Annotated in this window: 14 protein-coding genes; all 14 read right to left on the bottom strand. The window is 43.5% G+C overall.

All coding sequences use genetic code 11. From position 1 onward, the window contains the following. Positions 1 to 43: 43 nt before the first annotated feature. The 14 genes from sigE to UF75_RS28055 all read right to left on the bottom strand — a co-directional run bounded on the left by sigE (position 44) and on the right by UF75_RS28055 (position 12,691). On the bottom strand, positions 44 to 769 hold the full coding sequence (gene sigE / locus UF75_RS06350; protein WP_045573765.1) for an RNA polymerase sporulation sigma factor SigE: 726 nt from the start codon (positions 767 to 769) through the stop codon (positions 44 to 46). Then, positions 770 to 1,687 (bottom strand): sigma-E processing peptidase SpoIIGA, encoded by a 918-nt coding sequence (locus UF75_RS06345; protein WP_045573764.1) that lies wholly within the window; start codon positions 1,685 to 1,687, stop codon positions 770 to 772. A gap of 397 nt (positions 1,688 to 2,084) precedes the next feature. Beyond that, positions 2,085 to 3,146, bottom strand: coding sequence for a cell division protein FtsZ (gene ftsZ / locus UF75_RS06340; RefSeq protein ID WP_045573763.1), 1,062 nt, complete (start codon positions 3,144 to 3,146; stop codon positions 2,085 to 2,087). Positions 3,147 to 3,327: 181 nt separating this feature from the next. Further along, positions 3,328 to 3,657 carry a small basic family protein gene (locus tag UF75_RS06335; RefSeq protein ID WP_034145548.1) on the bottom strand — a complete coding sequence of 110 codons (330 nt, stop codon included), beginning with the start codon at positions 3,655 to 3,657 and terminating at the stop codon, positions 3,328 to 3,330. 21 nt (positions 3,658 to 3,678) lie between these two features. Continuing rightward, positions 3,679 to 4,404, bottom strand: a complete 726-nt coding sequence (locus tag UF75_RS06330) for an FtsQ-type POTRA domain-containing protein (RefSeq protein ID WP_045573762.1) — start codon at positions 4,402 to 4,404, stop codon at positions 3,679 to 3,681. Between the two features lie 83 nt (positions 4,405 to 4,487). Next, positions 4,488 to 5,741: a UDP-N-acetylglucosamine 1-carboxyvinyltransferase gene (murA, locus tag UF75_RS06325; protein ID WP_045573761.1), complete on the bottom strand. Its 1,254-nt coding sequence runs from the start codon at positions 5,739 to 5,741 to the stop codon at positions 4,488 to 4,490. Positions 5,742 to 5,774: 33 nt separating this feature from the next. Then, complete coding sequence (gene murB, locus UF75_RS06320; RefSeq protein ID WP_197079335.1) at positions 5,775 to 6,677, bottom strand: UDP-N-acetylmuramate dehydrogenase; 903 nt, start codon at positions 6,675 to 6,677, stop codon at positions 5,775 to 5,777. Between the two features lie 28 nt (positions 6,678 to 6,705). After that, the gene (locus UF75_RS06315) at positions 6,706 to 7,452 is read right to left on the bottom strand and encodes a hypothetical protein (protein ID WP_242860140.1); all 747 of its coding nucleotides are present in this window, start codon (positions 7,450 to 7,452) and stop codon (positions 6,706 to 6,708) included. 161 nt (positions 7,453 to 7,613) lie between these two features. After that, complete coding sequence (gene murG / locus UF75_RS06310) at positions 7,614 to 8,723, bottom strand: undecaprenyldiphospho-muramoylpentapeptide beta-N-acetylglucosaminyltransferase (protein WP_045573760.1); 1,110 nt, start codon at positions 8,721 to 8,723, stop codon at positions 7,614 to 7,616. 97 nt (positions 8,724 to 8,820) lie between these two features. Then, positions 8,821 to 9,915, bottom strand: a complete 1,095-nt coding sequence (gene spoVE, locus UF75_RS06305; RefSeq protein WP_045573759.1) for a stage V sporulation protein E — start codon at positions 9,913 to 9,915, stop codon at positions 8,821 to 8,823. Between the two features lie 18 nt (positions 9,916 to 9,933). Next, the gene (gene murD, locus UF75_RS06300) at positions 9,934 to 11,310 is read right to left on the bottom strand and encodes a UDP-N-acetylmuramoyl-L-alanine--D-glutamate ligase (RefSeq protein ID WP_045573758.1); all 1,377 of its coding nucleotides are present in this window, start codon (positions 11,308 to 11,310) and stop codon (positions 9,934 to 9,936) included. Positions 11,311 to 11,391: 81 nt separating this feature from the next. Further along, positions 11,392 to 11,739, bottom strand: coding sequence for a PAS domain-containing protein (locus UF75_RS06295; protein ID WP_045573757.1), 348 nt, complete (start codon positions 11,737 to 11,739; stop codon positions 11,392 to 11,394). Between the two features lie 87 nt (positions 11,740 to 11,826). Beyond that, on the bottom strand, positions 11,827 to 12,393 hold the full coding sequence (locus UF75_RS06290) for a GNAT family N-acetyltransferase (protein ID WP_052693042.1): 567 nt from the start codon (positions 12,391 to 12,393) through the stop codon (positions 11,827 to 11,829). A gap of 82 nt (positions 12,394 to 12,475) precedes the next feature. Further along, complete coding sequence (locus UF75_RS28055; RefSeq protein ID WP_156146265.1) at positions 12,476 to 12,691, bottom strand: hypothetical protein; 216 nt, start codon at positions 12,689 to 12,691, stop codon at positions 12,476 to 12,478. Between the last annotated feature and the right edge of the window lie 248 nt (positions 12,692 to 12,939).

Raw genomic sequence — 12,939 nt, 5'->3', positions numbered from 1 at the left:
CCCAGCAAATTCTGTTGGGAAGTATGCCCTAACATCTGTAAGGTTATTCCAATCGGCAAAATTCTTTGCGCAATCGTCGTATAATTCGTTTTTCAAGTCGTGAAATGTAAGACTGAGAAATCCCCAGTCGATCGGCAACTTCTTTTTGTGTCTTCTCTACCCCATCATCCAATCCAAACCTTAATTCCATGATTACCTTTTCTCGATTTGTAAGTCTCCCCATCGCTAAATGTAACAACTGGCGATCAACCTGCTCCTCAATGGGCTTTGAGATAATGTCATTCTCTGTACCTAAAACATCGGATAACAATAATTCATTTCCATCCCAATCTATATTTAAGGGTTCATCAAACGATACTTCAGAACGAGTTTTATTATTTCGTCTGAGATACATTAGGATTTCATTTTCAATACATCTTGATGCATAGGTCGCGAGTTTAATTTTCTTTTGAGGATCAAACGTATTGACCGCTTTAATTAGCCCAATTGTGCCTATTGAAACTAGGTCTTCAATTCCAATTCCCGTATTTTCAAATTTGCGAGCAATATAAACGACGAGACGAAGATTACGTTCAATTAAAATATCTCTAATGGAGAAGTCCCCCATTTCTAGTCGTTCCAAGAGGACCCCCTCTTCATCCGAATTTAGTGGTGGTGGGAGGGCTTCACTGCTTCCAACATAATAAATCCCACCAATCCCACAAGCCTTCTGAAAAAGCATGACCCAAAGCCGTTTGAGCTTATTTTGCACATTACTCCACCACTTCATTTAACTATCTCCACCTTTCCGCACATGTTCTGGGTGTAGTAACGCTTGGTATTCACCCTCTGAACTTAACACTTGCTTGACGAGTGCCACGGTTGCCTGGATTTGACAAGATTCTTTTTTATCGTGCCAGGTTACACGCTCAGGTCTAATTCCAAGCAGCCAACTTTGACGATCAATTGTTTGACAGGGAATAAAAGCAATCTGTTTCATTAAGCTTGGATTAGTTTTCCAAATTAGCGGCCAAGGGTCTGAGCAGTCTTTCCAAGAGATATTAAGAAACGCCCTTACATTTTCGGGCATCGCACTCGCAGCAACCTCCTCTTCCAGAAGAATTACTGGGTTACCGGTCAATGGATCTCGCAATTGATTTCCTGTGTCCATTAGCGCTTTAACCCGCACAACTTCATGATCACCACCGCCAAACCTGATTTCCAAATCGTAGATAATCTGTTCAAGAATAGAGTTTCTTTCTTGCCATCTCTGCCAAATAAATTGAAATAACCACCAGGCCATGGCCGCTAACGGAAGAATCCATAAATTACCCAAGACTAGGGTTAATTGTTCACTACCGGTTCCATTATCAAAGTTCACCCAACCCCATAAGGCATACACAAATCCCCCAAGTCCTGCGGAAAGAAGCCAAAATCCGAGTATTGCTTTGAGAAAATTATTGAGCCTCCTTGTTGGGTAAGCTACTCCAATCATAAGAAACGGAATAACCCATTTACTTAGTGTGGTCCACGGTGGTGAAGAATAACAGGCTAAAATAACTGGAATTTCTCCAAGCATAGCCCCAACTAGGATTCTGTACGGCTGGATTGGTAGGCGGATGAGTCGGCCAATAAGGATCAGAAGCAGAGTGTCCATTCCCCCGTTAATGAGAATGTCCAGATCGAGATAAGTTTGTGCTACATCCATCTGGTACACCCTTTCTAACACTTCTCTAAAAATTATATCTAAAGAAGGTAGTAAAACCTGTCGCTTTCGGGATGTTGTAAATGGATATTTTAGGAAAATTAATACGAGTAGTGTAGTTTTTTAACCAAGAAACATATTGTCGACAAAATATGCTCATTGAATGCTAACCGCCTGTAGGATTTAACCTCACCTGAAATCACGAAGAACCCCCACTTATAGAAGTGGGGGCATGAAAGTGAAAAAACTTGTCCGGGAATAGATGGGTAATCTATTCCGGGCAAGTACAAGTTGCTCTATCAACAAAAAACAAGCGTTCTCCACACACTTTGATAGTGATGGTATCACTTTGATAGTGAGGAGAACGCTTGTTGATTGTTGTAACCATAATATATATTAGCTACCGCCGACGCCTAAGAAACTCAGGGATATCGACGTCCCCCTCTTTCGTTACAGTCTTAATAATGTTATCCTGTACTTTTCCAGGAGCAACACCAAACCCTGCCCAATGCTGGTCAAATCCAGTGGCAATAACAGTAACCCTTATTTCTTCCTTAAGGTTTTCATCAATAACGGCTCCAAAAATTATATTTGCTTCAGGATCCGCAGCTTCCGCAATAATTCCCGCAGCTTCGTTCACTTCAAAAAGAGTTAAGTTGCTTCCCCCGGTAATATTAAGGAGAACTCCTTTAGCTCCCTCAATCGAAGTTTCGAGCAAGGGACTGGAAATTGCTTTGCGGGCTGCATCTGCTGCACGATTTTCTCCAGTTGCCTGGCCGATACCCATAAGTGCCGAACCTGTATTTGACATAATCGTTTTAACATCAGCAAAATCCAAATTAATCAGGCCTGGAACCGCGATTAAATCCGAGATACCTTGTACACCTTGTCTCAAGACATCATCCGCAATGCGAAATGCCTCATGAATCGTGGTATGCTTGTCCACTACTTGCAATAAACGATCATTAGGGATCGTAATCAGGGTATCTACTTTACTCTTGAGTTCAGCAATTCCTTTTTCCGCCTGCATTGCTCGCTTACGACCTTCAAACGTAAACGGGCGCGTGACTACTCCAACGGTTAGGGCACCCATTTCTTTGGCCACTTCTGCGACTATAGGGGCCGCACCAGTACCTGTTCCGCCCCCCATACCAGCGGTCACAAAGACCATATCCGCTCCCTTTAGTACCTTTGCCAGTTCCTCCCGGCTCTCTTCCGCTGCTTTAGCTCCAATTTCCGGATTTGCTCCAGCCCCAAGTCCTTTGGTTAACTTTATTCCAATTTGCACCTTTTGACCTGCACGGGAAAGTTGTAAGGCTTGTGAATCTGTATTGACTGTTACGAAATCGACCCCTTGTAATCCAGCGGTAATCATACGATTAACCGCATTGTTTCCGCCACCACCTACACCAATCACCTTAATTTCTGCAAATTGGTTTAAGTCCGTATCAAATTCCAGCATTTAGGTTATAACCCCCTCGCTTCATTCTGCCTTTCTGACCTGTTATCCTTAAATCCATAAACTATACATTCAGTTTTAAATGCATACACCGTACAAATTCTATATGTTTATGCTTTATCCCTCTATTTTAAAAAAGTTTTTGTTAAGTTACTTATATATTTTTAAATCTAGCAATCCAACTTTATTTTTTGATAAGATGTCGTCTTATGCTCCCTAAATTTTGGAATATCCGGACGCCAAATGCTACTACAGCAGCCAAATAAAGATCCACTCCGATGCGATCCCCTACATAAGCTAATAGAGCCGCAAGGAGCATATTACTAAAAAAGCCCGTCAAGAACACGGCACTATCAAAATGATCTTCTTGAGCAGACCGTATCCCTCCTAAGACAGAATCCAAGGCCGCCAGAATTCCAACGGATAAGTATTTAGCATATTCAATCGGGACTGAAAACGGGCTGACATACCCGATCGCTAATCCTAAAACTAAGCCTAAGAGCGGTAACCACATGTTCCATTATTCCTCCCTGCTTTAGCGACCTATTACTGGTTTTGCCGCTGTAAAATCTATGTATCGTACCCCTTGTTGAATTGATGTATACCCAGGATCACTTATAAGTTTATAAAGCGCGTTTAATTTATCACTCCAGTCATTGGCTTTTCCCAACCGAACTTCCACCCCACTTGTTAAAAACAAGGTCATCTGTTGTATTTCGTTGACATGAAGCTCTCCAATCTGTTTATGCAATTCTGGAGGAGCTTGTCCAAGTAAGCGAAGCGCAGCCAAGAGAAGTGGGTTGGCTAAATTTTGACCAGGTCCAACCGTATCGGAAAGAGTTATTCCACTAATAACCGGAAAATCATTTTTGGGCCAACTCTCTAATCGTCGTAAAAAGGTGCCTTCCTTATCCACTTCCAAGATTCCTTTTGGAACAGCTACCAGAGCAATCGGAGTTCTTTCGGTTACTTGTATAACAAGAGTTTTGGGAAGCTTCCGCTGAAAATTAACACTTTTAACAAGCGGATGTAACGAAATTTTATGGGCTAAAGCCGTTTGATCAAAAAACAAACAATTTTGGCCCTTAATCCCATCCGACAATTTTAAAATATCATCTTCGGAAACCAAACTAAGCCCCTGTACCATGACGTTATTAATAGCAAAAGCACTGGAGCGTGCAAATAGCACAATTCCAAGTGAAAGTAGCATCGTCAAAACTGCTACATAAAGAAAGGACGTATTCATTTTCTTGGGTTGCATTTTGGCATTTCCTCCTTGTCCCAGTATAACGAATACAGTCCTATTCTGTCATGCTTTTTTAGAAGACTTTTATTGACAAAATATCACACTCGCACAACTTTTGCTCCTATATGACTATATTTCTCTTCTAAATTTTCGTAACCACGATCAATATAATCTACTTTTTCAAGGACAGTCGCTTCCTCAGCAGCCAATGCCGCAAGGAAGAGCGCTGCTCCAGCACGAAGGTCTGTGGCCTCCACAAAGGCCCCCTCAAGGGTTTCCACTCCACGAATTACGGCAGTTCTCCCCTCAACGGTTATCTGTGCCCCCATCCGCCTTAATTCATCAACATGCTGAAAACGGTTTTCAAAGATGGTCTCGGTAATGATACTAGTGCCCTCCGCACACGAGAGCATTGCCATAAACTGGGGATGCATATCTGTGGGAAATCCGGGATAAGGCATCGTCTTAAGATCCACCCCGCTAATTCTTCCCCTCTGTTGAACACGGATAGCCTCATCCATCAGAGTTATAATAGCTCCTGATTGGCGCAATTTTGCAATAACCGGTTCCAAATGCTCTGGTACTACATTCTTAATCAACACATCTCCCTCAGTCATGACTGCAGCAATCATATGGGTTCCCGCCTCGATCCGATCCGGTATAACAGTATGTTCTGTAGGATGGAGAGATTCGACCCCGTCAATTTTCAAGACATCCATTCCAGCTCCACGCACTTTGGCTCCCATTTTATTTAAGAATAATTGTAAATCGACAATTTCTGGCTCACGAGCTGCATTGCGGATCAGGGTAATACCCTTTGCTAAGACAGCTGCCATCATAATATTTTCAGTAGCTCCAACACTTGGGACATCTAAGTAAACATCTGCACCCAGTAATTTATCCGTCCAAGCTTCGATGTAGCCGTGTTTTTCTTTAACCTTTACTCCTAATTGTTGAAGCCCTTTGATGTGTTGATCCATAGGGCGAGAACCAATGGCACAACCACCAGGTCTTGAGATTTTAACCCGTCCATACCTGGCTAATAATGGACCTAAAATCAAATTTGAAGCACGCATTCGGCGCATGAGCCCTTCATCAACATCACAAGACCCTAAAGCCCCAGCGTTAATGAGTAACGCCTCGTTTTGACGCACAACCTTACAGCCTAAGTGCTCAAGTACTTCAATCATATGGGTAATATCCGCTAATTGCGGGATTTCTAATAGGGCCGACGACCCCTCAGCTAGTAAAGTTGCAGCTAATAAGGGAAGGGAAGAGTTTTTTGCTCCACTTACCCGAATAGTTCCTTCTAACCGTTGTTTTCCGGTGATGACATACCTATCCATCGCCATTATCCAACCCCCCCTTTTAAAGGTGTCAATTTTCTACATCCTTTGCGATATTGTCATTTCGGTCTGGATACTCTCTACTTCTGTTTGCAAAGTGATTCCATATTTAGTGCGAACATCATTCTTAATAGCGTCTATCAAAGCAAGCACATCCTTCGACTTAGCACTGCCGTTATTGACGATAAAATTTGCGTGTTTCTCGGAAACCTGAGCACCGCCCATCCTTTTCCCCTTCCACCCAGCAGCTTCAATCAGCCGACCCGCTGAATCACCCGGAGGATTTCGAAAAATACTTCCCGCATTAGGTTTCTCGATGGGTTGATTTGCTGTTCTATTGGCTAAATTCTCTTTCATTGTCTTTAATATTTGTTCCCGCTCCCCACGTGAAAACGCCAGTTGTGCTTCAAGCACCCAAGCCTGACCACGTAACGAACAGTATCGATAAGCAAATTTAATCTCTTCTCGTTTTATGTTTTTCAGGGTTCCATCTGTTCCTAATACGGTAATATTGGTTATTTGAGATGCTATTTCACGGCCGTGAGCACCCGCATTCATGATCACAGCTCCCCCAACTGATCCAGGTATCCCTCGTGCAAACTCTAATCCGCTCCACCCTCGTTCACCGGCTTCTTGAGCCAATAAAGCTAATGAGTACCCTGCTTCAACGCGAACTATGAAATCACCCCAGTGAATTTTCCGCAAGGCAGTCGTCACCATTGTTATTCCAGGAAGTCCTTCATCCGGCAATAGTAAATTAGAACCCCGTCCGATTAACCAAACAGGAATATCAGCCTCCCGCGCACGTTTCCATACACTGAATAAATCTTCAGTCGTTTCAGGCCAATATACAACCTCAGCGGGCCCACCAATCCTCCAAGTGTTCAAGTGGAGCAATGGATATTTTTTCTCCACCCGTCCCGTCATTCCATCCAAAATCATTGATTTTCCACCTCATGTTGTCCACCCTTCATTGGTTCTTCCAAAGTGAGCCCAGAGCTAACTTAATATCCAACCAAGAAACCCCGATATCAAAACACTTCGCAATAATATGATATGCCCTTAGTTCTTCTATCGGTTCTGGCCATCGCGGTAAATAACCTAGATAACCACGGCCCTCGGAACTATGATAAAAATCAACTTGAGTTTCACGAACTACCCAAGTCGTTTGTTCATTGATTCCAGGCTCCGCTCTTCTTCCCAGTGTACTTTTATCGACTAGCCCATCTAACCAAGATTCTGATATCAGCCAGTATGAGCCCTGCTTTTGCACACAATGCCATTTTCCATCGTTTTGCCAAACGATCGTCGGCTCAAATCCTGCCATATCTAAAATATGCCCTAATAAGGGACGTCCTTCAATAAGCACCGTCGGTTCAGATATCCATAAGACTAATTCATCCTGAAGAATATTATGTATTAAAGCTTGTATCGGTTGCTGATTTATTCCTTGGCTTAGGGCCTTTTTTTTCCATAAATTCTCTTCCAAACCATCTGACCAATAGACTAATTCAGTCACAGGGTCCCATTGACTAGACTTTGTCATATCAGCGAAAGGCATCTCCATCCATCGTTCCGAGCTTGATTCACATAAATCCTCAGCTATTGGTTCTACCTCACAGAATTCAAGCTGAACCCCTCTCAACACGGCCCGGACCCCGTCAATTCCGGAAGCTGCAGAAGAAGCGACCAGTTGGATTTTTCGTTTTGGCCACACCACGCTCACTCCTTTACTTTGTTTACTGCCATATGCTATGCATCAGAGTAAGCAGGTGTGAGCAGACTCGATGTTCGATATTCGATATTCGTAGTTCGAACTACAAACTTGATTTCGTTATTCGTTATTCCGAACCACGAACCACGAATAGCGAACCACGATCAGTGCCAGGCAATTTCCCTACAGAGATCTAAAATTTTATCTAAAGCTTGAGGCTGGGCAAGGGTTCGCGCTGCGTCTCCCATAGTGTCGAGAAGCTTTGGTTGAGAAATCAGATGATCTATCTCTTTCCATAACCGTTCTCCGTCACATTCCGAGTCCAAGATGACTTGTGCTGCACCAGCCTGAACAAGTGCCTGTGCATTATGTTCTTGATGATTTTCCGCAGCATAAGGATATGGAATCAAAACACTGGGAATTCCTGCAACCATCAATTCCGCTAAAGAAGCTGCACCAGCCCTACCTATGTAGAGGTCAGTACAAGCCAACGCTTCCGGCATATCCTTCAAATACTCTAAGACACGCCAACCTGATCTTCGCCACATAATTCCTCGTCTCTCGAGCTCTTCAATCGTTTGGGAGTACGTCATCTTTCCGGTTGCCCAAACCACTTGAATATCCGGGCGTTGAGCAAGATGCTCTAAAACAGTGATCATAGCCGTGTTCAAGGTGAGTGCACCCCGACTCCCACCCGTTACCAGCAGAGTCAAATAATCTGTGCGTAATCCAAATTTCCTGGCTCCCACTTCACGGGTCACTTCTCCTATCTCTGAGCGAACTGGGAGCCCGACCAATTCAAGTTTTTTCAAAGCCCCAAAATGTGAAATACTTTCAGGAAAGGTTACCATCACTCGGCGCACAAACCGTGCTAAAATTCGATTTGTTATTCCGGGTAAAGCATTTTGTTCATGAAGCAAGGTTGGAATATTAAAAAGCGCCGCGGTCAAAACAACCGGCCCTGACACATATCCTCCGGTTCCTATGACCAGATCTGGATGGAACTTTCGCAAAATATTCTTAGTTTCCCAGAGCGCCTTTAAGCTTTTAGCGAGAACTTTTATCGTCTCCAAGCTTAACTTGCGCGGCAGTCCTTTTCCTGAAATCCCAGCAAACTTAATCCCCTCTTCTGGCACTAGACGCGCTTCCATCCCATCCCTTATTCCCACATATAGAATTTGAGTCTTATCATCACGCGCCAATAATCCTTTGGCAATGGCTAACGCTGGATATATATGCCCGCCAGTTCCACCACCCGTTAAAATCACACGCACCCTTTAAACCCCTTTCTCCACTCCCGAGACTTCCACCATCAAGCCCCAAAGGCGCACATGCACTCGAACTTCGAACCTCGAACATCGTGCCTCGAGTTCACCTTACTTCTCTGGAAATATTCAGCAGCACTCCAACTCCCAACATCGTAAAAACGAGCGATGTGCCCCCATAACTGATAAAGGGTAGAGTTATCCCAGTAACTGGCAATACCCCACTCACAACTCCCATGTTGATCATCGCCTGAATAGAAACCATAGCCGTTAACCCAACCGCGAGAAATCCTGTAAAGGCATCTGGGGCTCTCATTGCCACCCGAAACCCTCGCCATGCGAAGAGGAAAAAAAGTAAGATGATCAATGTCGCACCGATAAAACCAAGTTCTTCTCCAATCATGGCAAAGATAAAATCTGTGTGGTTTTCCGGCAAATAAAGAAATTTCTGCCGACTTTGCCCTAAACCTAGACCAAACAATCCCCCTGGACCTAAGGCTAAAAGCGCCTGAATCGTTTGATACCCGTTCCCTAAAGGATCGGCCCAAGGATCTAAAAAAGCAAAAATACGTCGCATTCGATAAGGTGCAGCGGCAATAGCCACTACGACTAAACCGAGCCCTGTCCCTGCTAAAGCAAGGATATGACTGACCCGTGCACCTGCCGCAATCAACATAAAAAACGTCGTAGCCGCAATGACCAGGGTTGTACCCAAATCCGGTTGGAGCATAATGAGCCCGGCAATTACCCCGAGCAAACCAAGGATCGGAAGAACACCCTTGCGAAAGGATTTGATCTTATAGGGATTAAGGGCAAGCAGATGGGACATCATCAAGACCATGGAAAGCTTAATCACTTCCGAGGGCTGGATTGACATAGGTCCGAGCCCAATCCAACGATCGGCACCATTGACCTTTCGTCCTATACCCGGGATTTTAACCGCAATTAACAAGGCAATTGCCAGAAGAAGGGCCGGTTTCGCAAATTGACGTAACCATTGCAAATCCACCCGCATGCTAAGGAACAATGCTACAAGTCCTATTGTCACCCACATAATTTCCATCTTGAGATAGTGATAAGGATCATCAAACTGAATAAAGCCTCTGACAGCACTTGAGCTATAAACCATAATAAATCCTATCCCTAACAGAGCCAAAATCGCTCCCAACAAGACCAAATCAGGTCGATGATACTTTCGCATTGTTAGTTCCCCCTTTATTCAATGTTGAATGGGTTCCCTATAATGCCTACGCACTAACTCCTTAAACAATTCCCCTCTTTCTTCATAATTCTTAAACATATCCCAACTTGTACAAGCAGGGGATAATAAAACAACATCCCCAGGAACCGCCTCGGAAATCCCTTTTTCTACACCCTCCTCGAAGGTATTAACCCTAATAATCCGCTGTACCCCTTCGTCCCGGGCAGCTTGTTCCATCTCTTCAGCCGCTTGACCCAGTAAAACAAGACTTTTAACCTTACCGCAAACAACTTTCATAAACTCGTGAAAATCAAGCCCTTTATTTTTTCCCCCAGCAATAAGTACTAAGGGTTCATCAAATGCTAATAAGGCCTTGGTAGCAGCATCTGTATTAGTCCCTTTAGAATCATTGATGAAAAGAATCCCCTCATACGACCCTACAACTTCTTGTCGATGCTTTACCCCTTTAAACTGTCGTAGCCCATCAGCGATCTCTGTCCAAGAAAGGCCTAACGCCCTCGCCGCAGCCGCAGCCGACATGACATTTTCCAGATTATGTGCCCCGCGTATCTGAAGTTCTTTACGGGAGATAATTGGAATCATCGTCCTCTTTTCCTTTTCCGCATAGACAATCTCGTCATGCCAAAGACTAATCCCCTCCTGCAAGAAAGAGGTTGGACTAAAGTATAGGACCCTGCTTTTTAATTTAGATCCCAGATCTCGAACTAATGGATCATCCCAATTTAGAATCGCCAAATCCGTTGCTGTTTGGTTCTCAAAGATTCGAGTTTTAACCCTCAGATACTCTTCTAAGGTATCATGTCTATCCAAATGATCAGGGGTAAGATTCAGCAAAATGCCAATGTGAACTCGAAGCCTATGAATAAACTCCAACTGAAAACTAGAAAGCTCAGCCACGACAATGCTATTCTCATTCATCTTATCGACCTGTCCACTTAAAGCGACTCCAATATTTCCCGCAACAATCGTAGGCCGCCCAGTCAACCCTGCTAATTCCCCGATTAAAGTGGTGGTAGTTGTTTTGCCATTCGTTCCGGTGACCCCAATACAAAGCGCGGGGCAATCATCCATGGCCAGCTCCACTTCGCTCCACACGGCCACATTACGGGAAATCCCCTCCTCAACCAAAGAGAGCTTAGGTGATACCCCCGGAGATAGAATGATCAGCTCAGGGTTAATCGTCGCAAAATCTGGTACTAAACCAAGTAACAAATGAGTCCGATCAAGTCCTAGTTCTTCAACCCCCTTGAGGCTCTCGCCCGACTGCTGATCCGTCAAGAAAACTTCCGCACCCAGACGCTGAAGTTTCCGAACAGCCGCCTGACCACTAAGACCTGCACCAATGACTAAAACTCGTTTATTCATCCAATTCACGTTATTCGTCCTCCGCAAACCATAAATTTTTAGCTCAAATAATTCTCTTACCTTACATAACAACCATATGACCAGTAAGACCTACTTTTGCAAGTTCATTTCAAACCTTTCAAAATATCCTATCAATGCCCCATTCTCATCCCTTACAGGCACAATGTAAATTCGTTCATTTCTATAATTAACCTTTAAAAAGGCCTCATTAGCATGATTTTTGAGTTGTTCGACAACAGATTTGATCATTTCCTCCGATTTTGGATTCTGATGACAATCAAAAATACTTTTTCCAATTAAATCACGATAACCACGTTCTTGATAATAATGGTATTCTGCCCTTTTGTTCAAATATCTAATAACATGATCACAATCGACAAACACAACCGGATATGGATAAGCATCTAAAATATACGATAACATTTTTTCCCGTTCCATGAAACGCCTCCTAAAAAACACATACATATCAACGATGCAAGTATGCAAGTCAAGAACCATTCCCAAACTTGCACTTACAATGCCCCACTATAGGTTTTTCCCAAGTTCCAGCAATGCGAAAGAATTCTTGTCAAGTACTTTATCACCCTGAAATTTTAGAATTGTATCAAACCCTAACTTATTCCAAAAATAGATTCCTAACCAGTTTTTAAGTGATACTCCAAGTCTAACTTGATAAAATCCTAATTCAAGTGCTTGATTACATAATTTCATGATAACTTCTTGACCATAACGATTATTACGGTAGTCTTCACAAAACAAAAGTGTAGCAATATATAAAACTTCTTTATCAGGAAAGCCATGATAAAATTCTATGAATCCTATAATTTCAGATGAGGTCTTATGAGTCATTAATTGAATCTTATAAAACTCTTTTATTCCATTAGGGGGTAAATTACCCATGTTAACACCATTAAGTATATAGTCATTAGTCAATTCGCTCTCCCTAGTCCAGCCTTCCGTATTTTCAGACTGTCTATAAATCTCTTGTAATCTATCCACATCAAGTAAATTCGCATCTCTAATAATCAAGCGTTCTGTTTCCCATAAGTCTGAAATCAAAGACATATTATCCACCAATTCTCTTGTTTCCACAAGTGTTTTCTCCCTATTTTTCATCTTCTAAATGCAAGCCAAGAACCGTCCCCAAACTTGCATCCACGTCGCCAAAACATGCCTACAGCGCATTTGCGTCAAAAACGCAAACAGCGCCTACGTCGTCCTTCTCCCGTCGCCCTAATCCCCATCGTTCCAACTCCGTCGTTCCAACCCCGACGACCCAAGCCCAGAGGAAGTTTCTTAGCTTAGAGAGCACGATTAGTGGAATTGCGTCAATGAGCGCAGAGGATATGGCGTGAAGAAACTCAACGGGACTTGTCCAAGACTCGAACAAGGATGTTCGAGATTAGAACACCGCCATGGATGGCAAGGTGTCGTGATGGACTGATGTCGCGGTGCCATGGATGGCAAGGAGCGACGCACATGCAGAAAGCCCAGAGGTTTTGAGTTTTAGCCATATCCTCAAGCGATTAGCAATGAAACACGATAGTCTCCTGTGGAGAGTATCGCCGAAGGCGCACGACCCTTGACGAATACTATCGCGCTGAGGATGAGTATCGCCGAAGGCGCTAACCCACAACG

The organism is Desulfosporosinus sp. I2 (genome assembly GCF_000960765.1).
Taxonomy (GTDB): Bacteria; Bacillota; Desulfitobacteriia; order Desulfitobacteriales; family Desulfitobacteriaceae; genus Desulfosporosinus.
Note: the sequence above shows the minus strand (reverse complement) of the source record. Positions and strands in the feature narration are given on the sequence as shown.